This window comes from Streptomyces sp. NPDC052020, from assembly GCF_040680575.1.
In the GTDB taxonomy this organism is placed as follows: domain Bacteria; phylum Actinomycetota; class Actinomycetes; order Streptomycetales; family Streptomycetaceae; genus Streptomyces.
The window spans coordinates 51,573-75,009 of record NZ_JBFAWY010000007.1 but is presented as its reverse complement, the minus strand read 5'-3'; the positions used below and the strand labels follow the sequence as shown (position 1 = coordinate 75,009).

Here is a 23,437-nt window from a genome sequence, read left to right as displayed (position 1 = left end):
ACGGACCGGTCAGACGAGCCGGTCGGCCGGGCCCGCTGGGGCGCGCCCGGCCGCCGTGTCGGAGCCCGCCCTGTCAGAGCCCGCCGCCGAAGTCCCCTCCGCCCCCGCCGAAGTCACCGCCGCCGAAGCCGCCGTCGCCGAAGCCGCCGCCGAAGTCACCGGTGTCGAAGTCGGCACCGGAGACGTCACCGCCCTCGTACCCGCCGCCGAAGTCGCCGTAGCCGGCGCCGTAGTCGGCGGCGTACGTGGGGGTGGCCATCATGCTGCCGAGCAGGGTGCCCATCAGCAGGCCGGGCAGGATGCCGCCGCCGAAGTAACCGCCCGCCCACGGGCCGTAGGCCGGACCGGCGTCCCAGTACGGGCGGCGGCCGTACTCGGTCTCCACCTCGCGGACCATCGGGTCCCGGCCGTCGGCCAGGCGGGTCCGGTCGGCGGCGCAGACGGGGACCTGGCGGGTGGCGCCGCCCGGCGGCGTCCAGGTGACGTCGGCGACGGACGGGCCGTGCCGCGGGTCGAAGAAGCAGGGGGGCCGCCGCTCGGGCAGCGGGCGGCCCGCCCGGCGGGCGGTGAGCTGCGCGAGCGAGAAACGGCCGTCCTCCAGGGCCTGCGTGACGGCGCGGACGTCCTCGGGCCTGCGCGCGTCGGCCATGTAGGTCTTGGCCTGTTCGTAGGCGTCCAGGGCGCGCGCGTAGTCCGCGCGCATCGCGTCGTCGGCGCCCGCCTCGGCCGGATGGAAGTCCAGGCGGTCCAGTTCCTCGCCGAAGGCGGTGATGTCCTCGTCGACCACGACCCGCAGCCTCTCCAGCGCGGCCCGCTGCTCCCGCTCGTGGCGGCGCTGGTTGCGCCGCGTGAGCGTGTACACGCCCGCGCCGCCGGCCACCAGTACGGCGCCCGCGGTGATCAGCGCGGTGGTGGAGACTCCGCCGCCCGCCCCCTCGTCCCAGCCGCTCGGCCCCGAGCCGCCCATGTTGGCCAGGGCGCGGTCGGTGAAGTCGTCGAGCTGGGTGCGCGCGTCCTCGCCCTGCACGCTGCCGACGAGGTTGTTCACGGCCGCGCGCGGCAGCACCGTGGAGTCGGCGCGGGCGTCGAAGCGGTCGCCGAGCCGGATCGCGTACAGGCCGGTGACGCCGGTCGCCGTGCGCAGTTCGGTGAAGAGGTTCTCGGTGGGGTAGTCGGCCGGGAGCACCGCCACGAACAGCGGCTTGTCCGCGTCCTCGATCCTGTCGGCCAGGGCCTCGGCCTCGCCCTCCGACAGCAGCGCGGAGGCGGCCGGATCGACGTACACGGGCCGCTCCCGCAGGGCCTCGGCGATGGCCGAGACGCTCGTGGCCGTGGCGGCGCGCGGCGGGGCGGCGCCCGCGGCGGGGGCGGCCAGGGCGCCCACGGCGGTCAGGACGGCGATCGTCAGGGCGATCAGCAGTCCGGTCGGGCCTCGGGTGGCTATCGCGGCCTTCATACCTAGAAACTACCCGAAAATCACCCAAACAGGTCACTTATGGCGCATGGACTCGGCCCCTTCGGGATGCCGGGCGCCGCGCCCCCGGCCGGGGTGCGGCGCCCGCGGCGAGAGGGACGTCTACTGCGCCGGCGTCACCCCGGCCCGGAGCAGCCCGTAGGTGTAGGCGTCCTCCAGGGCCTGCCAGGAGGCGGCGATGACGTTGTCCCCGACACCCACCGTAAACCACTCCCCCTGCCCGTCGGAGGTGGAGATGAGGACCCGGGTCGTGGACTGGGTACCGTGCTTGCCCTCCAGGATGCGCACCTTGTAGTCGACCAGCTCCAGCCGGGCGAGCTGCGGGTAGATCTTCTCCAGGGCGACGCGCAGGGCGCGGTCCAGGGCGTTGACCGGGCCGTTGCCCTCGGCCGTGGCGACGATGCGCTCACCCTTGGCCCACAGCTTGACGGTGGCCTCGTTGGCGTGGGTGCCGTCCGGGCGGTCCTCGACGATCGCGCGCCAGGACTCCACCTCGAAGTACTCCAGCGGCCGGCCCTCGGCCTCGGTGCGCAGCAGGAGCTCGAAGCTGGCGTCGGCCGCCTCGTACGTGTAGCCCTTGAGCTCGCGCTCCTTGACCCGCTCGACGACCCGGCCGACCAGTTCCCGGTCGTCGCCGAGGTCGATGCCGAGTTCCTTGCCCTTCAGCTCGATCGAGGCGCGGCCGGCCATGTCGGACACCAGCATCCGCATGGTGTTGCCGACCAGCTCGGGGTCGATGTGCTGGTAGAGGTCGGGGTCCACCTTGATGGCGGAGGCGTGCAGGCCGGCCTTGTGGGCGAAGGCGGAGACGCCGACGTAGGGCTGGTGAGTGGAGGGGGTGAGGTTCACGACCTCGGCGATGGCGTGCGAGATGCGGGTCGTCTCGCGCAGTCGGCCCTCGGGCAGGACCTTCTTGCCGTACTTCAGTTCCAGCGCGGCCACGACCGGGAACAGGTTGGCGTTGCCGACGCGCTCGCCGTAGCCGTTCGCCGTGCACTGGACGTGGGTGGCGCCCGCGTCGACCGCGGCGAGGGTGTTGGCGACGGCGCACCCGGTGTCGTCCTGGGCGTGGATGCCCAGGCGCGCGCCGGTGTCGGCGAGGACCGTGGAGACCACGGCGTGGATCTGCGCCGGGAGCATGCCGCCGTTGGTGTCGCACAGGATGACGACGTCCGCGCCCGCCTCCGCGGCCGTGCGGACGACCGCCTTGGCGTACTCGGGGTTGGCGCGGTAGCCGTCGAAGAAGTGCTCGCAGTCGACGAAGACGCGGCGGCCCCGCGACCGCAGGAAGGAGACGGTGTCGCGGACCATCTCCAGGTTCTCGTCCAGGGTGGTGCGCAGCGCCAGCTCGACGTGCCGGTCGTGGGACTTGGCGACCAGCGTGATCACCGGGGCGCCGGACTCCAGCAGGGCCTTGACCTGCGGGTCCTCGGCGGCGGTGGTGCCGGCCCGGCGGGTGGAGCCGAAGGCCACCAGCTGGGCGTGCCGGAACTCGATCTCCTGCTGGGCACGGGCGAAGAACTCCGTGTCCCGCGGGTTGGCGCCGGGCCAGCCGCCCTCGATGAAGCCCACGCCGAAGTCGTCCAGGTGCCGGGCGATGGCCAGCTTGTCCGCGACGGTGAGGTTGATGCCCTCGCGCTGCGCGCCGTCGCGCAGCGTGGTGTCGAAGACGTGGAACGAATCGTCGAGCTCGCTGGTTGCGGTCATGATCTTCAAGGCTCCTGTTTGGGATCTCGGTCTTACCGGAATGACCGGCTCCACCGCCCCTATGATCCCTCGCGCTCCCTTCCCGGCTCGGGGTGGGCCAGGAAAACGAAAAACCTCTCGCGGGTGCGAGAGGTCTGCGCGCGGGTCGAGGACGACGGTGTCCGCCCGTACCTGGTCGTACGTGGCGGTCACTGCGGACCGGCGCGCCTGCTGCCAATAATCATGGCGAACGAGAGCACGGAGGCAGTGTGGCACACGTAACCCCCGTGCTCACGGACCGTCTCAGGATGCGAGCACACCGGCGGGCGAGGCATGTGGTGCGGCGGGTGACGCGGGGCCGCGGCCCGGCGGGTCAGCCGCCCGTACCCAGGGACTCGTCCAGGAACTCCCGTACGTGGCCGAGCACATGGGCCCGGTCCGTCCCCCGCAGCCCGATCGCGACATGGATGGCGAAGCCGTCCAGCAGGGCCCGCAGGCGGGTCGCCCAGCGGTCGGGGTCGACGGGGCGGAACTCCCCGCGCGAGACGCCCTCGGCGAGCAGGGCCACCAGGTCGCGGTGCCAGGCGCCCTCGATGGCCACCTGGCGGTCGCGGGCGTCGCCGTCGGCGTTCTGCGAGCGGTTCCACACCTCCAGCCACAGCGTCCAGTGCGGGTCGCGGTGGCCGTCGGGGACGTACAGGTCGACGTAGGCGTCCAGGCGTTCGCGGGCCGTGCCCGGCCGGGTCAGGAGCCGGCCGCGCTCGGCGCCGAGGCGGCCCTCGCTCCACTCCAGGGCCTGGAGCAGCAGCTCGTCCTTGGAGTGGAAGTAGTAGAGCAGGTGACCGCTGCTCATGCCGACCTCGCGCCCCAGCGCCGCCATGGTGAGCTTCTCCAGACCGCGTTGGGCGATCATCTCCATGGCGGCGGCGAGGACCTGCTCGCGCGGGGGCGCGTTCCTGCGCGGCCGTGCCGCACCGGCCATCTGCGGCTCCTAGACCTTCGGCTGCTGCTGGGTGATGCAGTGGATGCCTCCACCGCCGGCGAAGATCGTACGCGCGTCGACCAGGGTGACGGTCCGCTCGGGGTGGAGCCGCCGGAAGATGCCGGCCGCGATCTCGTCGCGCGGGTCGCCGAAGGCGCACAGGACGACGCCGCCGTTGCAGAGGTAGTGGTTGATGTAGGAGTAGTCGGCCCAGTGGCCGTCGGCCTCCAGGACGGTGGGGGCCGGGACCTCGACGACCTCCAGGCGGCGGCCCCGGGCGTCGGTGGCGGACTTCAGGACGGCGATGGCCTCCTTGGTCACCTCGTGGTCGGGGTGGGCCGGGTCCGGCTGGTGGTGGGCGACGACGACGCCGGGGCGGGCGAAGGCGGCGACGATGTCGACATGGCCGAGGGTGCCGTAGCCGTGGGGCGGGTAGTCGGCGGTCAGGCCGCGCGGCAGCCAGATCGCCTTGCTGGTGCCCAGGTGGGCGTGGATCTCGGCCTCGACCCGCTCCCTGGTCCAGCCGGGGTTGCGCTCGGGCCCGAGCTGCACGGTCTCGGTGAGCAGGACCGTGCCCTCGCCGTCGACGTGGATGCCGCCGCCCTCGTTGACCAGCCGGGAGGCGTACGTGCGGGCGCCCGCGAGGCCGGCGACGTGGGCGCCGATCTTCGCGTCGTGGTCCCAGCGGGCCCACTCCTGGGCGCCCCAGCCGTTGAACGTCCAGTCCACGGCGGCCAGTTCCCGGCCGTTGGTGACGAACGTGGGGCCGATGTCGCGCATCCAGGCGTCGTCGAGCTCGTGTTCGACGGTGTCGACGTCCGGGCCGAGCAGGGCGCGGGCCTCCTTCGACTCGCCGGGTCCGCACACCACGGTGACCGGCTCGAAGCGGCGGACCGCGCGGGCGACCGACGCCCAGGCGGCGCGGGAGGCGGCGAGATCCTCGGGGTCGTCGAAGGTGGGGTTGGGGCAGGGCCAGGCCATCCAGGTGCGCTCGTGCGGGGCCCACTCGGGGGGCATCCGGAAGCCGTCGGCGGCGGGGGTGGTCATGGAACGGTCCTTAGGGAAAGGCGGGTCGGAGCCGGGCGCTCAGAGGAAGTACAGGCGGTTGAGGGAGACCGAGTCGGCCGGGCCGGAGCGGACCGGGTCGCCGTCGAGGGTGACCAGGCCGGTGCGCTGGTCGACCTCGACCGCTCCGGTACGGGAGTTCAGCAGCAGGTCGGCCGGGCCGATGCCGCGGGTGCCGCGTACGGCGACCCGGCGGCGGCGGGTCGGCATCCCGTCGCCGCCCTGGTCGAGGGCGGCCCGGGCGACGAAGGCGACGGAGATGTCGGCGGGAGTGGCGCCGTGCGCGCCGAACTGCGGGCCGAGTACGAGGGGTTCGCAGGTGTCGGTGGCCGCGTTGGGGTCGCCGGTCACGCCGTAGGCCGGGAAGCCGGACTTCAGCACGAGCTGCGGCTTGGCGCCGAAGTACTCCGGGCGCCACAGCACGATGTCGGCGAGCTTGCCCGCCTCGATCGAGCCGACCTCGTGGGACAGGCCATGCGCGATGGCGGGGTTGATGGTCAGCTTGGCGATGTAGCGCAGGACGCGGGCGTTGTCGTCGCCCTCGCCGTCGCCCTCCATCGGGCCGAGCTCGGCCTTCATCTTCCCGGCCATGGCGAAGGTGCGGCGGACGGTCTCGCCGGCCCGGCCCATGCCCTGCGCGTCGGAGGAGGTGATGCCGATCGCGCCCAGGTCGTGCAGCACGTCCTCGGCGCCCATCGTCCCCTCGCGGATGCGGTCGCGGGCCATGGCGGCGTCGCCCGGCAGGTCGGTCTTCAGGTCGTGGACGGAGACGATCATGCCGTAGTGCTCGGCCACGGCGTCCCGGCCGAAGGGCAGGGTGGGGTTGGTCGAGGAGCCGATGACGTGGGGGACGCCCGCCATCTTCAGCACGTTGGGGACGTGTCCGCCGCCGCAGCCCTCGATGTGGAAGGCGTGGATGGTGCGACCCTCCAGGACCCGCAGGGTGTCCTCGACCGACAGGCACTCGTTCAGGCCGTCGCTGTGCAGGGCGACCTGGACGTCGTGCTCCTCGGCGACCCGCAGGGCGGTGTCCAGGGCCCGGGTGTGGGCGCCCATGTCCTCGTGGACCTTGAAGCCGCAGGCGCCGCCCTCGGCGAGGGCCTCGACCAGGGGCGCGGGGCCGGAGGAGGAGCCACGGCCCAGGAAGCCGATGTTGACGGGCCAGGCGTCGAAGGCGTTGAACGCGTGCTTGAGCGCCCAGGGCGAGTTGACGCCGACGCCCCACACCGGCCCGAACTCCTGGCCGATGATGGTGGTCACACCGGAGGCGAGCGAGGCTTCCATGATGCGCGGCGACAGCAGGTGGACATGGGTGTCGACGGCTCCCGCGGTGGCGATGAGGCCCTCGCCGGAGACGATCGAGGTGCCGGTGCCGACCACGACGTCGACGCCGTCGAGGGTGTCGGGGTTGCCGGCCCGGCCGATCGCGTGGATCCGGCCCTCGCGGATGCCGATGGAGACCTTGCGGATGCCCTGCACGGCGTCGATCACGATGACGTTGCTGATCACGACGTCGCAGGTCTCGCGGACGGCGGCGGCCTTCAGGTGCAGTCCGTCCCGGGCGGTCTTGCCGAAACCGGCGAGGAACTCGTCGCCGTACCGCTGCGCGTCGGACTCCACCCGGATGGTCAGCCCGCTGTCGCCGAGGCGGATCCGGTCGCCGGCGCGGGGGCCGTGGGTGGCCGCGTAGGCGTGCGGGTCGACGTGGATCGACTCGCTGATCTCCCGTCCCTTCGAGCGGCTCATCGCTCGCCTCCTTCCGGCGTGACCTGCGTGACCTGCGTGACCTGTGCGGCCTGCGGGTCCTGGGTGACTCCCAGATATCCGCAGGCGGCGGCCCGCCGCAGGGCCTCCTCCTTCGCCCCCGGCGCGTCCAGCGGCCCGTCGACCAGTCCGGCGAACCCGATGGCGATCCGCTCTCCGCCGATCGGCACCAGGCCGACCTCGCGGCTCTCGCCCGGCCCGAAGCGCACGGACGACCCGGCCGGTACGGCCAGCCGCATGCCGTAGGCGCGCTCCCGGGCGAAGTCCAGGCGCGGGTTGGCCTCGAAGAAGTGGAAGTGCGAGGTGACCGACACCGGTACGGCGGCCGTGTTGGTGACCGTCAGCCGCACGGCCGGCTCCGGGTCGGCATGGAGCGGGCCCGGCAGCAGCGCGCCCGGCGCTTCCTCGCCGAGGCCGCCGCCGATCGGGTCGGAGACGATCGCCAGCCGGGAACCGTCGTCGAAGACGGCCTCGACGTGCACCTCGGTGACCACGTCCGCCACGCCGGGCAGGACGTCGTCCGGGCCGAGCACCGACCGGGCGCGCTCGACGGCCTCCGCGAGCCGGGCGCCGTCGCGGGCGGCCTCGCAGACGGTGTCCGCGATGAGCGCCGTCGCCTCGGGCACGTTTAGCCTCAGGCCGCGGGCCCGGCGGGCGCGGGCCAGTTCGGCGGCACCGAACAGCAGCAGCCGGTCGCGTTCCGTGGGGGTCAGTCTCATGACGCGGGCACCTCCTTGCCTCCCACTTTAGAGCACCACTCTAAACGCCATGTGGGTCGAGTCAGTAACTCCAGAGCATTCCGCGAGATGCCACATTGAGCATTGTTCAAATCCGGGCGGAGGGGGCCGGGCGCACCCGCCGCCGGGCCGCGCCGAAAAAGCGGCGGGGCCGCCGCGGACGCGAAGTCCGCGGCGGCCCCGTCGGCGGCCTGGAGGGTGCGGGTCAGCCGAGCTTGTGCATCCAGCCGTGCTGGTCCTCGACGACACCGCGCTGGATGCCGAGCAGCGCCTCGCGCAGGCGCAGGGTGACCGGACCGGGCGTGCCGTCGCCGTGGGACCAGCCGTCGCTCTTGGTCTTGACGTGGCCGATGGGCGTGACCACGGCGGCGGTGCCGCAGGCGAAGACCTCGGTCAGGGCGCCGGAGGCGGCGTCCTCGCGCCACTGCTGGAGGGTGACGACGCCTTCCTCGGCGGTGTAGCCGAGGTCGCGGGCGACCTGGAGGAGGGAGTCGCGGGTGATGCCCTCCAGGATGGAGCCGGTCAGCTCGGGGGTGACGATCCGGTCGCCGTAGACGAAGGCGATGTTCATGCTGCCGCTCTCCTCGACCTTGGTGCGGGTGGCCGCGTCGAGGTAGACGACCTGGTCGCAGCCGTGCGCCGCGGCCTCGGCCTGGGGCAGCAGGGAGGCCGCGTAGTTGCCGCCGGTCTTGGCGTCGCCCGTGCCGCCGGGCACGGCGCGGACGTGGTCCTCGGAGACCCAGATGGTGACCGGCTTGACGCCGCCGGCGAAGTAGGCCCCGGAGGGGGAGGCGATCAGCATGAACAGGTACTCGTTGGCCGGGTGCACGCCGAGCCCGGTCTCCGAGGCGAACATGAACGGGCGCAGGTAGAGGGACTCCTCGCCGCCGTGCGGCGGGACCCAGTCGGCGTCCTGCGCGAGCAGCGCGTCCAGGGCCGCGATGAAGAGCTCCTCGGGCAGCTCGGCCATGGCCATGCGGCGGGCGGAGTTGCGGAAGCGGCGGGCGTTGGCCTCCGGGCGGAAGAGCGCGACCGAGCCGTCGGGCTGGCGGTAGGCCTTCAGCCCCTCGAAGATCTCCTGGCCGTAGTGCAGGACGTGGGTGGAGGGGTCGAGGGAGATCGGCCCGTACGGAAGGAGCTGCGCGTCGTGCCAGCCGCGGCCTTCCGCCCACTTGATCGTCACCATGTGATCGGTGAAGTGGCGGCCGAACCCGGGACTTGCCAGGATCGCCTCGCGCTCTGCGGCGGGCAGCGGGTGGGCGGAGGGCTTGAGCTCGATCGTGGGCGTCGTCATGGATGGATGTCCTTCACCGGTTGTCGTGACGGGCCGCGCTCACGCCCGTACGGCCAGTGGCCAGTGGTAGGACGTCCGAGCATTCCCTCATATCGCGGCTCCGCGTTCGATTATCGCGCGCGGGCCGCCGCGGATGAAAAAGGGGGTGACCGCGGCCCAGGGGTCGATGGTCGCACCCGGCGGGGACAGGTGAAAGCCGCCGGGCGCCTTCTTCTGGGGACCCGGCGGCTTCGAAAGGGAGGTTCGAGAGGCGCGGCGGGTCAGCCGGCTACTCGTACGGCGAGCGCGTCGCCGATCTGCGAGGTGCTGCGCGCGGGCAGCTCGCCGCGCTCGCCGAGGTCGGCGGCGACCGCGTCATCGATGCGGGCGGCCTCGGCCTCGTAGCCGAGGTGGCGCAGCAGCAGGGCGACGGACAGGACCGTGGCGGTCGGGTCGGCCTTGCCCTGGCCGGCGATGTCCGGGGCCGAGCCGTGCACGGGCTCGAACATGGACGGGAACTCGCCGCTCGGGTTGATGTTGCCGCTCGCGGCGACGCCGATGCCGCCGGAGACGGCCGCGGCGAGGTCGGTGATGATGTCACCGAAGAGGTTGTCGGTGACGATCACGTCGAACCGCTCGGGCTGGGTGACCAGGAAGATGGTCGCCGCGTCGACGTGGAGGTAGTCGGTGGTGACCTCGGGGTACTCCTCGGCCACCTTGTTGAAGATGTTCGACCACAGGTGGCCCGCGAAGGTCAGCACGTTGTTCTTGTGGACCAGCGTGAGCTTCTTGCGGGGGCGGGCCTGGGCGCGGGCGAAGGCGTCACGGACCACGCGCTCGACACCGTAGGCCGTGTTGACGGACACCTCGGTGGCGACCTCGTGGGGCGTGCCCTCGCGGATGGTGCCTCCGTTGCCGGTGTACGGGCCCTCGGTACCCTCCCGGACGACGACGAAGTCGATCTCCGGCTGCCCGGCGAGCGGCGTGGCCACGCCCGGCAGGAGCTTGGACGGCCGCAGGTTGACGTGGTAGTCGAAGGCGAAGCGGAGCTTGAGCAGGAAGCCGCGCTCCAGGACGCCGGAGGGCACGGACGGGTCGCCGATCGCACCGAGCAGGATGGCGTCGTGCTGCCGGAGCGCCTCGAGGTCGGCGTCGGTGAGGGTCTCACCGGTGGCGTGGTAGCGCCGGGCGCCGAAGTCGTACTCCTCGGTCTCCAGCTTCACATCCTGCGGAAGGACGGCGGAGAGGACCTTCAGACCTTCGGCCACGACCTCCTGGCCGATGCCGTCACCGGGGATCACTGCGAGATTGAGGCTGCGAGACATGGCGGCACCCTACTCCTCGTCCCAGGTGATGACACACGGTGTCCGGCATGCGGACACCGTGCGCCGGCGGCGACTCAGTGGCCGGTCTCGCCGCCGTTGTCGCGGCGGTCGAGGGCGCGCTGGAGGGCGGCGGCGGCGTTCTTGCGGTCGGACTCGCTCGTGCGGGAGACGTGGCGGACTCGGCGGCGGACGGGCGTCTCGGACATGGGGGGATCGACTCCTTCGGCACGCGGGGGCGGCATGGCAGACGGGTTGCGAGACTCCCCCACTGCCTCATGGGCGCGGGAGGGGCCCCCAGAAGGGGCGGGGAGCAGCGGTGCCGCAGGGGTTGCCTGCACGGGGCCCGGCTCACGACCGCCGATTCGCTGGGTCGGGCGAGACGTTCAACTCCTACAAAGCTAAGGGAGCGCGGAGCGTCTGTCTCCACAATTACTCGGACTTCCTACTATCTGAGACGGTGGAGTGGCACACACCGGGCCGGAACACCCGTTCACCGGTGCGGGACCCGGCTCAGAGGACGTCCCCGTCCCGCCAGTCGAAGACGAGTTCGCCCCCGAGGTCCAGCGCCGCGGTGCCGCCGCCGGTCCAGACGTGGGTGCCGCCCTCCTCCCCGGGCAGCCGGACGATGCCGTCCGGGCCGAGCGCGAGGATCCGCCCCTCCCACGCCCGCCAGCCGCGGGCGGCGTAGAGCGCGGCGCCGTCCTCGCTCGCGGACAGCGCGCCGAGGTCGTAGGCGCGGGTGACGATCTCCTCCAGGGCGCCCATGACCGCGCCGCCGAGCCCCTGCCGCCGCGCGTCCCGCCGTACGGCGACGCCCTCGACGTATCCGGTGCGCAGCCACCGCGTCCGGTACCGCACCCGCCGCATGACGACCGCGCCGTGCGCGGCGAGCCCCCGCGCGTCGTGGACCAGGGCGTGCACGCCGCCCAGGGTGTGGTCCCAGTCCTCGTCGCCGAAGTCGCCGTCGAAGGCGTCGTACAACAAGCCCCGGATCGCGGCGAGCTCGCCGGGGGCGAGGTCGGCGGTGTGTGCGGTGCGCAGGGTCATGGCCTCAGTATCGCGAGGACGGGGGCGGGCCCGGGAAGGAAACGCGGTCGACCGCGGGCCCGGGCCCGCCTACCGTGGCCCGATGGCCGAACTGCGCACCGACCGCCTGCTCCTGCGCTCCTGGCGGGACTCCGATCTCGCCCCGTGGGCCGCGCTGAACGCCGACCCGGAGGTGCGCCGGTATCTGCCCGGCGTCCCGGACCGCGCACAGACCGACGCCGCCGTCGCCCGCTTCCAGGACGAGCTGGACCGGCGGGGCTGGGGGTTCTGGGCGGTGGAGGTGCGCCGGACCGGCGCGTTCATCGGCTTCACCGGCCTCGATCCGGTGGAGGAGGGGCAGCCGTTCACCGGTGTGGAGGCCGGCTGGCGGCTGGCCCGTCCGGCCTGGGGCCACGGCTACGCGACCGAGGCGGCCCGGGCGGCGCTCGCCTTCGGCTTCGCCGAGCTGGGCCTGCCGGAGATCCTCGCCGTCACCACCTCCGGCAACCTCCGTTCCCAGGCCGTCATGCGGCGCCTGGGCATGACCCGGGACCCGGCGGACGACTTCGAGGACCGCTCCGTCCCCGAGGGCCCGCTGCGCCGGTGCGTGCTGTACCGCTTGGCGGCGCCCGGCGCGTAGGTCGGGCGGGGCCGGACACGCGGACGGGCCGGGTCGCGGCGACCCGGCCCGTCCGGCGCGCGGGCGTCAGCCCATGTGCGGGTAGGTGTAGTCGGTCGGCGGGACCAGCGTCTCCTTGATGGCGCGGGTCAGGGTCCAGCGCATCAGGTTCTGCGGGGCGCCGGCCTTGTCGTTGGTGCCGGAGGCCCGGCCGCCGCCGAAGGGCTGCTGGCCGACGACGGCGCCGGTGGACTTGTCGTTGATGTAGAAGTTGCCGGCCGCGTAGCGCAGCTTCTCCATCGTGTACGCCGCCGCCGCGCGGTCGTTGGCGATGACCGAGCCGGTCAGGGCGTAGTCGGAGACCGACTCCATCTGGGTCAGCATCTCGTCGTACTTCTCGTCCTCGTAGACGTACACGGCGAGGATCGGGCCGAAGTACTCGGTGCGGAAGACCTCGTTCTCCGGGTCGGTGCACTCGATGACGGTCGGGCGGACGAACCAGCCCACCGAGTCGTCGTAGGAGCCGCCGGCGACGATGGTGCAGGCGGGGTCGGCCTCGGCCCGGTCGATGGCGGCCTTGTTCTTGGCGAAGGACCGCTCGTCGATGACGGCGCCGATGAAGTTCGACAGGTCGGTGACGTCACCCATGGTGATGCCGTCGACCTCGGCGGCGAACTCCTCCTTGAAGCCGTCGTTCCAGATGGACGCCGGGATGTACGCGCGGGAGGTGGCGGAGCACTTCTGGCCCTGGTACTCGAAGGCACCGCGGGTCAGGGCGGTCTTGAGGACGGCGCGGTCGGCGCTCGGGTGGGCGACGACGAAGTCCTTGCCGCCGGTCTCGCCGACCAGGCGCGGGTAGGCGCGGTACTTCTCGATGTTGTTGCCGACCGTCTTCCACAGGTACTGGAAGGTCTTGGTCGAGCCGGTGAAGTGGATGCCGGCGAGGTCGCGGTGGTTCAGGGCGACCTCGGAGACCTCCAGCCCGTCGCCGGTGACGAGGTTGATGACGCCCTTGGGCAGGCCCGCCTCCTCCAGCAGCCGCATGGTCAGCACGGCGGCGTGGGTCTGCGTCGGGGACGGCTTCCAGACGACCACGTTGCCCATGAGGGCGGGCGCGGTGGGCAGGTTGGCGGCGATCGCCGTGAAGTTGAACGGCGTGATCGCGTAGACGAAGCCCTCCAGCGGGCGGTGGTCGAGGCGGTTCCACACGCCCGGGGAGTTGGCCGGGGGCTGCTCGGCGAGGATCTGGCGGGCGTAGTGGACGTTGAAGCGCCAGAAGTCGGCCAGCTCGCAGGGGGTGTCGATCTCGGCCTGCTGGGCGGTCTTGGACTGGCCCAGCATGGTGGAGGCGGCCAGGGTCTCGCGCCACGGGCCGGTCAGCAGCTCGGCCGCGCGCAGGATGATCGCGGCGCGGTCGTCGAAGGACATCGCGCGCCAGGCCGGGGCGGCGGCCAGGGCCGCGTCGATGGCGTCCTGGGCGTCCTGCTGGGTGGCGTTGCGGTAGGTGCCGAGGACGGCCTTGTGGTTGTGCGGCTGGACGACCTGGAACTCCTCGCCGCCGCCCATGCGACGCTCGCCGCCGATGGTGCAGGGCAGCTCGATCGGGTTCTCGGCCAGCTCCTTGAGCTTGACCTCCAGGCGGGCGCGCTCGGGCGAGCCGGGGGCGTAGCCGTGCACCGGCTCGTTGACGGGGGTGGGGACCTGGGTCACAGCGTCCATGGGTTCCGAACTCCTTGATCTTGAGCGGTGTTGCGGGCGGTGGTGCGGGCTCAGCCCTTGGTGACCATCGAGCGGGCGAAGAAGCGCAGGTTCGCCGGCTTCTCCGCCAGCCGCCGCATGAAGTAGCCGTACCAGTCGGTGCCGTACGCCGTGTAGACGCGCATGCGGTGGCCCTCGGCGGCCAGCCGCAGGTGCTCGTCGCCGCGGATGCCGTACAGCATCTGGAACTCGTACTCGTCGAGCTTGCGCCCGGCGCGCCGGGCGAGCTCCTGGGCGATGGCGATCAGACGCGGGTCGTGGGACCCGATCATCGGGTAGCCGTCGCCCTCCATCAGCGTCCGCAGGATGCGTACGTACGCCTTGTCGATCTCGGCCTTCTGCTGGTAGGCGACCTCGGCGGGCTCCTTGTACGCGCCCTTCACCAACCGTACGCGAGAGCCGTTCGCGGCGAGCCGGCGCGCGTCGGCCTCGGTGCGGAAGAGGTAGGACTGGATGACGCAGCCGGTCTGCGGGAAGTCCTGGCGCAGCTCGTCGTGGATGGCGAACATCGAGTCCAGGGTCGTGTGGTCCTCGGCGTCGAGGGTGACCGTGGTGCCGATCTCGGCGGCGGCCTCGACGACCGGGCGGACGTTCTTCAGGGCCAGCTCGTGGCCGCCGTCCAGGGCCTGCCCGAACATGGACAGCTTCACCGACATCTCCGCGCGGGTGCCGAGCTCCAGCGGCTTGAGCCGGTCGATCAGCTCCAGGTAGGCGTCCCGGGCGGCCTCGGCCTGCTCGGGGGTGGTGATGTCCTCGCCGACGACGTCCATGGTCAGCTCCAGGCCCTTGCCGGTGAGGTCCTGGATGATCGGCAGGATCTCGTCGACCGTCTCGCCGGGGATGAAGCGGTCGACGACCGGCTTGGTCACCGGGGCCGCCGAGACCAGACGTCGCATCCGGTCGCTGCGCGACGCGGCGAGAATCACGGGACCCAGCACGGGGCACCTCCACTTACACATGCGCCAAGGGCCGTCACCCGACGTTTCGGGAACGGCACGGAGAACCACCGTGAAACCTAAGGATCCCTCCGATCCTCGGCCATCGACAGCTGTCACGCATCCGTGCCGGAGATCTCAGACAGATGTATGAAGGGCCTGTGTTTATGCGGCAGAATGCCCGGGTGACGTCGGATTTCAAGGGTGAGTACCAGGAGCTGGTCGACGAGATCTCGGAGCTGCTCGGCGCCCCCGCGACCCTGGAGAACCGCGACTTCGAGCTGATCGCCTTCGGCGCCTACGACAGCGAGGGCGACCTGGACCCCTCCGCGCTGGATCCGGTCCGCGCCCGTTCGATCCTCACCCGACGGTCGACGGCGGCCGTGCGCGCCTGGTTCGAGGGGTTCGGCATCACCCGCGCGACGGGCCCGGTCCGCATCCCCCCGGCGCCGGAGGCGGGGGTCCTGCGCGGCCGCGTCTGCCTGCCCGCGCGCCACCGGGGTGTCGTCCTCGGCTACGTCTGGCTGCTGGACACCGACCCCGGTCCGACCGGGCGGCAGCTCGCGGCGGCGATGGAGGTGACGGCCCGGATCGGCGCGCTGCTCGCGGACGAGGCGCAGCACGGGGCCGGCCTCAGCCGGGAGCTGCGGGCGGTGCTGACCGCCGAGCGCGACTGGCAGCGGGACATGGCCGTCGCCGAGCTGCGCACCGCCCTCGGGGTCCGCGCCCAGGGCCCGCACACGGTGGTGTGCGTCGCGCCCTGGCCCTCGGCGGACCCGGACGAGGCGCCCTCGGTGCGTACGGTGCCGGGGGCGACCGCGCTGTGCACGGTGCCCTGGGGCGCGGCGGGCCACTCCCTCGCGCTGCTGGTCCGGCTCCGCTCGGCGGACGTGCCGGCTCCGGCGGTGTCGGCGGCGGGCCGGCTGCTGGAGCGGGCGCGCGGGACCGGCGGGACGGCCGCCGGCGCACCGGCGGCGGGGATCGCCGCCGCGCGGACCGGGCTCGCGGAGCTGGGCGCGGCCTGGCGGGAGGCGTCGGCGGCGGCCCGCGCGGCACTGGCCGAGCCGCGGCTCGGCCCGGTCGCCGAGTGGGCGTCGATCGGCCCGTTCCGCCTGCTGACCGCGCTCCCGGCGGGCGCCGCCCAGGACCCCGCCGTACGGGTCCTGCTCTCCCCCGCCCACCGGGAGCTGGCCCGCACCGCCGAGGTCTACCTCGACCGGGCCGGCCAGGCCGGCCGCACCGCCGCCGAGCTGGGCATCCACCGCCAGACCCTGTACTACCGCCTCTCCCGCGTCGAACAGCTCACGGGCCTGGACCTGGACGACGGGGAGGACCGGCTGCTGCTGCACATGGCGCTGAAGGGGGCCCGGCTGTGACGCGGTGGCCGGCGGCCTTCCGCCGGGGTGCCGGCGGCTGGTGAGGGCGGCTGCCGCGAGCGGGGTCACGCGACGGCGGCAGGGTCCGTCGCCGCCGTCTCCGGCTCCGGCACCGGCACCGGCACCGGCACCGGCACCGGGAGCGTCGCGAGCGGTCCGCTCGCGGCCCCGCGGTGAGCGCCGGGCGGGGACACGGCCGCCAAGTGAAAATGATTGTCGTCGTGCTAAGGTCGTCGCACGCTCAACCTTTGACCTGCCCTTTACCCGGAGTGTTCTGTGCGCGTCCCCGCCCGTCTTCTCCCCGCGACCGCCGCCGTCGCGGCCTGTGCCCTGCTCACGGGCTGCTTCTCGTCGACGGGAGCCGACACGGCCGGCTCCGGGGGCGCACGCATCCGCGTCGCGATGATGCAGCCGCCGCGCTCGGGGCTGTCCCCCCTGTCCGACGACGCGTTCAAGCTGTCCCGCTGGTCCACGGCGGAGACGCTGGTGAAGCTCGACGCCGACGGCGACGCGGTGCCCGCGCTGGCCACCGGGTGGGAGCGGCACGGGCGGAGCTGGACGTTCACCCTGCGGGACGGCGTCACCTTCCACGACGGCACCGAGCTGGACGCCCAGGCCGTCGTCCGGTCGCTCACCAGGGCGGCCGGGGCCTCCCCCAAGCCCCGCATCCTGGACGGGGTCCAGCTGACGGCGAAGGCCCGGGGCACCGGCACCGTCGTCGTCACCACCGCCGACGAGGACCCCCTCGTCCCGCAGCGGCTCAGCTCCCCGCAGCTGTCGGTCCTCGCGGCCAAGGCGTACCGGGGCAAGACCGTCGACCCGGTCGGCGCCGGCACCGGCCCCTTCGAGCTGAAGAAGGTCAACGGCACCTCCTCCGCCGTCCTCGACCGCTACGACGGCTACTGGGGCGGGCGGGCCGAGGCGCCCGGCATCGACGTGACGTTCGTGCCCGACGGCACCGCCCGCGCCGCGGCCCTGCGCAGCGGCGAGGCCGACATCGTCGAGGCCGTTCCCGTCTCCCAGGCGGCGCTGCTGGACGAGGACCTGGTCACCGAGGTGCCGATGCCGCGCACCAACACCCTGTACCTCAACACCGCCCGGGGCGCCTTCAAGGACCCGGCGCTGCGGGCGGCGGCCCGGGAGGCGATCGACGCCCAGTCGATCGTCGACGGGGTGTACGAGGGGCGCGCCGACGTCGCCGAAGGGCTGCTCGGGCCCGCGCTGCCGTGGGCGGCCGGACTGCGCGCCCCGGTGCGGCGGGCCGCGGCCGGCGACCCGGCCGGGAGGACCATCACGCTCGGCACCTTCACCGACCGCGCCGAGCTGCCCGAGGTGGCCGCCGCGCTCCAGCAGCAGCTCCAGCGGGCCGGGTTCACGGTGAAGCTCGTCGTGCGCGAGTACGCCGCCATCGAATCCGACGCGCTGGCGGGCGAGTTCGACGCCTTCGTCCTCTCCCGCGCCACCGTCCTCGACTCCGGCGACCCGGCCGCCTACCTGTACAGCGACTTCGCCTCCGAGGGCTCCTTCAATCTCTCCCAGCTCTCCGACCCGGCCGTCGACAAGGCCCTCGCCGCGGCCTCCGGGACCGCGACCGGTGACGCCCGCCGCAAGGCCGTCATCGCCGCCGAGGCCGCGGTGCTCGCCACCGACGCCGCCGTCCCCATGCTCCACGAGCGCGTGATCCAGGGCGACGCCGCCGGGGTGGTGGGCGCCGCCCACGACCCGCGCGAGCGGGAGCTGGTCACGCTCGGCACCCACGTCGAGTGAGGCGGGCCGCGGCGGGGCTGACCCGCACCCTCGCCCTGGCCGCCGTGGTGGCCGCCGTCGGCCTGCTGCCCTGGCTCTCCGGCCGGGACCCCGCCCTGACCGTGCTGCGCGCCCGGTCCGCCGAGCAGGAGCCGACCCGTGAGGCCCTGGACGCCGTACGGCGCGACCTCGGTCTGGACGCCGGTCCCCCGGCGCTGCTGGGGAAGTGGGTCTCAGGGCTGCTGCGCGGCGATCTCGGCACCTCCTGGGTGTCGGGGAGCGATGTCCTGCCGTCCGTGCTCTCCGGGCTCCGGGTGTCGCTGGGGCTGATGGGCGCGGCGCTGGCCGTGGCGGTGCTGCTGGCCGCCGCGCTGGCCGCGCCCGTCCTGGTCCGGGGCCGGGCGTCGGCCGGCGCGGTCGCCGCGATGCTCGCCGCCGTACCGGAGTTCCTGCTGGCGACCGTGGGGCTGCTGGTCTTCGGGGTGTGGCTGGGGTGGCTGCCGACCTCCGGCTGGCAGGGGCCCGCGTATCTGGTGCTGCCCGCGCTGGCGCTCGGTGTCCCGGCGGGCGGGCTGCTGGGGCGGCTGGTCGCGGACGCGCTGCCCGCCGTGCTCGACGAGCGGTGGGCGGAGCTGTGGCGGGGCGCCGGGGTGAGCCGGGCCCGGATCGCCGGGGCCGCGCTGCGGCGCGTACTGCCGCCGCTCGTCCCGCAGTTCGGGATGGTCGCCGTCGGGCTGACGGGCGGCGCGGTCGCCGTGGAGACCGTCTTCGCCGTGCCCGGCATCGGGCGCACCGCCCTCGGCGCGGCCAAGTCGCAGGATCTGCCGCTGCTCCAGGCGGCGGTGCTCGCCCTGCTCGCCGCCGGACTGACCGCCGGCGCGCTGGCCGCGCTGGTACGGCGCCGGCTGCTCGGCCCCGCCCTGCGCGCGGCCGGGCTCTCCCTGCCGCCGCCCCGCCCCCCGCGCACGCCCCCGGCCGTCCCGGCGGTCCTCGCGGCGGTGCTGGCGGTGGCGGTCGGCTGGGGCGTGCTGCGCGATCCGTACACGGTGGACACGGCCGCCCGGCTGGCGGCGCCCTCCTGGGCGCATCCGCTCGGCACCGACGGCCTGGGCCGCGATGTGCTGGCCCGGCTCGGGCACGGGGCCGCCTCGACGGTCGGCACGGCGGCGGCCGTCTGCGCGCTCAGCCTGCTGGTCGCGCTGGCCCTGGGATTCCTGCCCGCCGTCGCGGCGGGCGCGGCGGACATCGCCAACGCCCTGCCGCCGGTGATCGTCGGCATCCTGGTCGCGGCGGCGGCCGGTCCCGGCACCGGCGGGGCGGCCGTGGCGGTCGCGCTGGTCTCCTGGCCGCCGCTCGCCGCCCACGCGGCGGCGCTGGTGCAGGAGGTGCGGGCGTCGGCGTTCCTGACCGCGCAGCGGGCCATCGGCGCGACCCCGTGGCGGATCCTGACCCGGCACGTCCTGCCGTCGGTGGCGGCCCCGGTCGCCCGGCACGCGCTGCTGCGGCTGCCCGGCATCGCCCTCGCCCTGGCCTCGCTCGGCTTCCTGGGCCTGGGCGCCCGGCCGCCCGCCCCGGAGTGGGGCCTGCTGCTCGACGAGTCCCGCGCCTATGTGGAGCGCGCTCCCTGGGCGGCCCTCGCCCCGGCCGCCGCGCTGGCCCTGCTGGCGGGACTCGCGGTGTCGGCGGCGGCGTACGCGCAGGGCCGCGCGGCCCGCCCGGTGCGCGAGCCGGGGACGCGGAAGAATCGTTCGGCGCGGAGGGAGGCCCCCGTTGGAAACTGAGGCGCTGCTGTCGGTGCGGGACCTGCGGATCGCCTTCGGCGCGGCCGAGGCCGTGCGCGGCCTGTCCTTCGAGGTCCGCCCGCGCGAGGTGTTCGCGATCGTCGGCGAGTCCGGCGCCGGGAAGTCCCTCACCGCCCGGGCCCTGCTGGGCATGGTGCCGCGCGGGGCCGCGACGAGCGGGACCGTCCGGCTGCGCGGCTCGGCCGACCTGGCCGCCCAGCGCGGACGCCACATCGCCCTCGTCCCGCAGGACGCCCTGTCCGCCCTCTCCCCCGTCCACTCCGTCGGCGCGCAGCTCGCCGCCGCCGTCCGGTCCGTGGCGCGCGTCTCCCGCCGGGAGGCGCGGGCGCGGGCCGTCGCCGCCCTCGACCGGGTCGGCATCCCGGACGCCGCCCGCCGCGCGCGGGCGTATCCGCACGAGTACTCCGGCGGTATGCGGCAGCGCGCGGTGATCGCCCTGGCGACGGTGAACGCGCCCGACGTGGTCGTCGCCGACGAACCCACCACCGCGCTCGACGACGGCCACCGCGACCAGGTGCTGCGGACCCTCGCCGGGCGGCGCGCGGCGACCGGCGCCGCCCTGGTCCTCGTCACCCACGACCTGGACGTGGTACGGCGGCACGCGGACCGGATGCTGGTGATGTACGCCGGGCAGGCGGCCGAACTCGGGCCCGTCGCCGAGGTGCTGGCCCGCCCGCGCGCCCCGTACACGGCCGGCCTGCTGGCCTCGCTTCCCCGGCCGGACGGGCCCCGGCGCCGCCGCCTGGCGGCCCTGCCCGGCGCCCCGCCCGCGCCGGGCGCCGCGCCGCCCGGCTGCGCCTTCGCCCCGCGCTGTCCGCTGGCGGCGGACGTCTGCCACCGCCTGCCGCCGCAGCCGCGGCCCGTGGACGGGCGGCTGGTCGCCTGCCACCGCGCGGACGAAGTGACCGAGCCGATCCGGGAGTTCGTGTGAGCGAGACGAGCGGGACGCGCCGGGTGAACCGGGCGGATCAGGCGGACCGGGCGCCACAGCCCCTGCTCGACGTCCGGGACCTCGTCGTCCGCTACGGCCCGGTGACGGCCGTGGACCACGTGTCGTTCTCGCTGGAGGCCGGCGAGACCCTTGCGCTGAACGGCCCCTCCGGCTGCGGCAAGTCCTCCACGGCCCTGGCGGTGCTCCAGCTGCGCCGCCCGGACGGGGGCCGGGTCCGGTTCGAGGGGCGGGAGCTGACCACCCTGACGGAACGCGAACTGCGTCCGCTGCGCCCCCGGATGCAGCCCGTCTTCCAGGACCCGTACGGTTCCCTGAACCCCCGCCACCGCATCCGCGACGCGGTGGCCGAGCCGCTGAAGGTGCGGGGCCGGTGGAACGGCGCGGACGGCCCCGGCCGCGTGGCCGAACTCCTCGACCGCGTCGGCCTCGACCCGGCGTACGGCGACCGCCGCCCGCACGAACTGTCCGGCGGCCAGTGCCAGCGCGCCGGCATCGCCCGGGCCCTGGCCTGCGAGCCGCGCCTGCTCGTCCTCGACGAGCCGGTCTCCGCCCTCGACCCCTCGGTCCGGGCCGGTGTGCTCAACCTGCTCGCCGGTCTCCAGGAGGAGCGGGGGCTCGGCTACCTGTTCATCTGCCACGACCGGGCGGTCGTACGGCACTTCGCGGACCGGGTGGCCGAGATGCGCGAGGGACGCGTCGTCTGACCGTCAGCGCCGGGCGGCGGCCTCGAGCACCTGGCGCAGCCCTTCGGTGAGCTGGCCGGCCTCGGGCGCGGTCTTCGGGTCGAAGGTCCACTGGGCCATGACGCCCATCATCAGGGTCGTGTAGAAGGCGCCGAGCGTGTCGACGACCTCGTCCGGCGTCTCGTCCTCGGGCATCCCCGTGAACAGCGTGACGAACCCGCGCGCTCCCTCCCGCTGGGCCCGCGCGAGGTGGTCGCGCACCTCGGGCAGCTGGTCGCCCATGGTCACGATCTCCATGCTGAGCCGCCACAGCGAGCCCGGCTCCCGCATGGTGGCGATGATGTTCGACCAGATCACGGCGAACCGCTCCAGCGAACCGGGCGCTCCCCGCACCTCGCCGTCGAACGCGACGGACAGCTCCTCCACCAGCTCCACGTACGCCTGCGCCAGCAGCGCGTCCTTCGAGCCGTAGTGGTAGCCGATCGACGCCAGGTTGGTCCCGGACTCCCTGACGATGTCCCGGGCCGTCGTACGCACGAACCCCTTGGCGACCAGGCAGCGCTTGGCGCCTTCGAGCAGATCCTCGCGGTGTCCCATGGCCCCACCCTACTCCGCGACCCATACAGCCGTCTTATACACACGTCCTAGACAGCCGTATAAGACGTGCGTACAGTCACCGGCATGACGCCGAACCCGCACCGCGCCGGCCGCCGCGAATGGACCGCGCTCGCCGTGCTGATGCTTCCGCTGCTCCTGGTCTCGATGGACGTCTCCGTCCTCTACTTCGCCGTCCCCGCGATCAGCGCGGACCTCGGGCCCACCGGCACCCAACAGTTGTGGATCTTCGACATCTACGCCTTCGCTGTGGCCGGCCTGCTGCTGACGATGGGCTCGGTGGGCGACCGCATCGGCCGCCGCAGGCTGCTGCTGATCGGCGCCGCCGCCTTCGGCACCGCCTCCCTGGCGGCGGCCTACGCGGACAGCGCCGGGATGCTCATCGCGGCCCGCGCGCTGCTCGGCGTCGGCGGCGCCACCCTGATGCCCTCGACGCTGGCCCTGGTCCGCTCGCTGTTCGCCGACGCCCGCCAACGGGCGCAGGCCATCGCGGTCTGGTCGGGGGTGATGACGGCGGGCGTGGCGCTCGGCTCGGTGCTGAGCGGCGTGCTGGTGGAGTTCTTCTGGTGGGGCTCGGTCTTCCTGGTCAACCTCCCCGCGATGGTCCTGCTGCTGATCCTCGGCCCCGTCCTGCTGCCCGAGTCGAAGGACCCGGCCCCGGGCCGCTTCGACTGGACCGGCATCCCGCTGTCGATGGCCGCGGTCCTCCCGGTCGTCTACGGCCTCAAGGAGATCGCGGCCGACGGCTGGCACGTCCGGTACGTGATGTCGGTGACCGTGGGTCTGCTCTTCGCGGCCCTGTTCGCGCACCGGCAGCGGACGGCCGCGTCGCCGATGATCCCGCCGGCGCTGCTGCGCGGCGGCGGCTTCGGCCCGGCCGTCGTCCTCAACCTCGTCACCATGTTCGCGATGATGGGGTCGGCCTACTTCACCACGCAGTATCTCCAGTCGGTGCTGGGCAAGAGCGCGATGGAGGCGGCCCTGTGGGCGCTGGTTCCCTCGGTGCCGATCGGCTTCGCGGCGCCGGCCGCGACCCAGCTGGTGCACAGGGGCGTCCACCGCGCCCATGTGGTGACGGCCGGCTTCGTCTGCGCCGCGAGCGGCTTCGGCCTGCTGGCGTTCGCCGGCCCGGACTCGCTGACCCTGGTCCTCGTGGCCTGCGGGGTGCTGGCCGGCGGGGTCACCACGGTGATGTCCCAGATCATGGACCTCGCCCTGGGCGCCGCCCCGGTGGAGCGGGCGGGCTCCGCGTCCTCCCTGATGGAGACCGGCGCGGAGTTCGGCGGCGCGCTGGGCATGGCGGTCCTCGGCTCCATCGGCACGGCGGTCTACCGCCGTGAGATGCCCGACTCCGCGCCCGCCGGGGCCCACGAGACGCTGGGCGGCGCGCTGGCCGTCGCCGAGCGGATGCCGGGGCGGGCGGGGGACGCCCTGGCGACGGCGGCCCGGGAGGCGTTCACCCAGGGCATGCAGGGCGCGGCGCTCGCGGGCGCGGCGGTGCTCGCCGGGGCGGCGGTCCTGGCGTCGGTGACGCTGCGCCGGGCCGGGGTGCGGCAGGGGACGCGCACGGAAAACGCCGGACGGGCCGACAGCGTCGGCCCGTCCGGCGTCTGAGGACG

Annotated in this window: 20 protein-coding genes; 7 read left to right on the top strand and 13 right to left on the bottom strand. The window is 73.9% G+C overall.

The genetic code is table 11. The annotated features are described in order from the left end of the window. Positions 1 to 73 precede the first annotated feature (73 nt). The 10 genes from AB0L74_RS09175 to AB0L74_RS09130 all read right to left on the bottom strand — a co-directional run bounded on the left by AB0L74_RS09175 (position 74) and on the right by AB0L74_RS09130 (position 11,353). Positions 74 to 1,456 (bottom strand): hypothetical protein, encoded by a 1,383-nt coding sequence (locus tag AB0L74_RS09175; RefSeq protein ID WP_365647706.1) that lies wholly within the window; start codon positions 1,454 to 1,456, stop codon positions 74 to 76. A gap of 120 nt (positions 1,457 to 1,576) precedes the next feature. Beyond that, the gene (gene cimA / locus AB0L74_RS09170) at positions 1,577 to 3,181 is read right to left on the bottom strand and encodes a citramalate synthase (protein WP_365647703.1); all 1,605 of its coding nucleotides are present in this window, start codon (positions 3,179 to 3,181) and stop codon (positions 1,577 to 1,579) included. 352 nt (positions 3,182 to 3,533) lie between these two features. Then, entirely contained in the window at positions 3,534 to 4,142 is a 609-nt protein-coding gene (locus tag AB0L74_RS09165; protein WP_365647700.1) for a TetR/AcrR family transcriptional regulator, read from the bottom strand. Positions 4,143 to 4,151: 9 nt separating this feature from the next. Beyond that, positions 4,152 to 5,189, bottom strand: a complete 1,038-nt coding sequence (locus tag AB0L74_RS09160; RefSeq protein WP_365647697.1) for an agmatine deiminase family protein — start codon at positions 5,187 to 5,189, stop codon at positions 4,152 to 4,154. A gap of 39 nt (positions 5,190 to 5,228) precedes the next feature. Next, positions 5,229 to 6,953: an urease subunit alpha gene (locus tag AB0L74_RS09155; protein ID WP_365647694.1), complete on the bottom strand. Its 1,725-nt coding sequence runs from the start codon at positions 6,951 to 6,953 to the stop codon at positions 5,229 to 5,231. Next, a complete protein-coding gene (ureA, locus tag AB0L74_RS09150) occupies positions 6,950 to 7,690 on the bottom strand; it encodes an urease subunit gamma (protein ID WP_365647692.1) in 741 nt (246 codons plus the stop codon). The genes AB0L74_RS09155 and ureA overlap by 4 nt, the downstream gene beginning before the upstream one ends. Before the next feature lie 223 nt (positions 7,691 to 7,913). After that, positions 7,914 to 9,002, bottom strand: coding sequence for a branched-chain amino acid aminotransferase (locus AB0L74_RS09145; protein ID WP_365647689.1), 1,089 nt, complete (start codon positions 9,000 to 9,002; stop codon positions 7,914 to 7,916). A gap of 260 nt (positions 9,003 to 9,262) precedes the next feature. Beyond that, the gene (locus AB0L74_RS09140; protein WP_365647686.1) at positions 9,263 to 10,306 is read right to left on the bottom strand and encodes a 3-isopropylmalate dehydrogenase; all 1,044 of its coding nucleotides are present in this window, start codon (positions 10,304 to 10,306) and stop codon (positions 9,263 to 9,265) included. Between the two features lie 74 nt (positions 10,307 to 10,380). Further along, a complete protein-coding gene (locus tag AB0L74_RS09135) occupies positions 10,381 to 10,512 on the bottom strand; it encodes a hypothetical protein (RefSeq protein WP_365647683.1) in 132 nt (43 codons plus the stop codon). Positions 10,513 to 10,816: 304 nt separating this feature from the next. Beyond that, entirely contained in the window at positions 10,817 to 11,353 is a 537-nt protein-coding gene (locus AB0L74_RS09130; RefSeq protein WP_365647681.1) for a GNAT family N-acetyltransferase, read from the bottom strand. Between the two features lie 82 nt (positions 11,354 to 11,435). On the opposite strand from AB0L74_RS09130, the gene AB0L74_RS09125 reads away from it, so the two are divergent. After that, positions 11,436 to 11,972 carry a GNAT family N-acetyltransferase gene (locus AB0L74_RS09125; RefSeq protein WP_365647678.1) on the top strand — a complete coding sequence of 179 codons (537 nt, stop codon included), beginning with the start codon at positions 11,436 to 11,438 and terminating at the stop codon, positions 11,970 to 11,972. A 66-nt stretch (positions 11,973 to 12,038) separates the two neighbouring features. Here AB0L74_RS09125 and pruA read toward each other — a convergent pair whose 3' ends face one another. Together pruA and AB0L74_RS09115 are read right to left on the bottom strand one after the other, a co-directional pair. Next, complete coding sequence (pruA, locus tag AB0L74_RS09120) at positions 12,039 to 13,670, bottom strand: L-glutamate gamma-semialdehyde dehydrogenase (protein ID WP_365647675.1); 1,632 nt, start codon at positions 13,668 to 13,670, stop codon at positions 12,039 to 12,041. A 50-nt stretch (positions 13,671 to 13,720) separates the two neighbouring features. Beyond that, a complete protein-coding gene (locus tag AB0L74_RS09115; protein WP_365647672.1) occupies positions 13,721 to 14,647 on the bottom strand; it encodes a proline dehydrogenase family protein in 927 nt (308 codons plus the stop codon). 164 nt (positions 14,648 to 14,811) lie between these two features. Here AB0L74_RS09115 and AB0L74_RS09110 point away from each other — a divergent pair, with 164 nt between their 5' ends. The 5 genes from AB0L74_RS09110 (at position 14,812) to AB0L74_RS09090 (ending at position 21,224) form a co-directional block, all read left to right on the top strand. Next, on the top strand, positions 14,812 to 16,020 hold the full coding sequence (locus tag AB0L74_RS09110) for a helix-turn-helix domain-containing protein (RefSeq protein ID WP_365647670.1): 1,209 nt from the start codon (positions 14,812 to 14,814) through the stop codon (positions 16,018 to 16,020). A 276-nt stretch (positions 16,021 to 16,296) separates the two neighbouring features. Further along, the gene (locus AB0L74_RS09105) at positions 16,297 to 17,787 is read left to right on the top strand and encodes an ABC transporter substrate-binding protein (protein WP_365647667.1); all 1,491 of its coding nucleotides are present in this window, start codon (positions 16,297 to 16,299) and stop codon (positions 17,785 to 17,787) included. Beyond that, positions 17,784 to 19,547: an ABC transporter permease subunit gene (locus tag AB0L74_RS09100; protein ID WP_365647665.1), complete on the top strand. Its 1,764-nt coding sequence runs from the start codon at positions 17,784 to 17,786 to the stop codon at positions 19,545 to 19,547. The genes AB0L74_RS09105 and AB0L74_RS09100 overlap by 4 nt, the downstream gene beginning before the upstream one ends. Beyond that, complete coding sequence (locus AB0L74_RS09095) at positions 19,537 to 20,499, top strand: ABC transporter ATP-binding protein (RefSeq protein ID WP_365647662.1); 963 nt, start codon at positions 19,537 to 19,539, stop codon at positions 20,497 to 20,499. Before AB0L74_RS09100 ends, AB0L74_RS09095 begins: the two co-directional genes overlap by 11 nt. 23 nt (positions 20,500 to 20,522) lie before the next feature. Next, complete coding sequence (locus tag AB0L74_RS09090; protein WP_365648170.1) at positions 20,523 to 21,224, top strand: dipeptide/oligopeptide/nickel ABC transporter ATP-binding protein; 702 nt, start codon at positions 20,523 to 20,525, stop codon at positions 21,222 to 21,224. Between the two features lie 3 nt (positions 21,225 to 21,227). Here the strand turns inward: AB0L74_RS09090 and AB0L74_RS09085 are convergent, their stop codons facing one another. Beyond that, positions 21,228 to 21,800: a TetR/AcrR family transcriptional regulator gene (locus AB0L74_RS09085; RefSeq protein ID WP_365647659.1), complete on the bottom strand. Its 573-nt coding sequence runs from the start codon at positions 21,798 to 21,800 to the stop codon at positions 21,228 to 21,230. 84 nt (positions 21,801 to 21,884) lie between these two features. On the opposite strand from AB0L74_RS09085, the gene AB0L74_RS09080 reads away from it, so the two are divergent. Continuing rightward, on the top strand, positions 21,885 to 23,432 hold the full coding sequence (locus AB0L74_RS09080; protein WP_365647656.1) for an MFS transporter: 1,548 nt from the start codon (positions 21,885 to 21,887) through the stop codon (positions 23,430 to 23,432). Positions 23,433 to 23,437 lie beyond the last annotated feature (5 nt).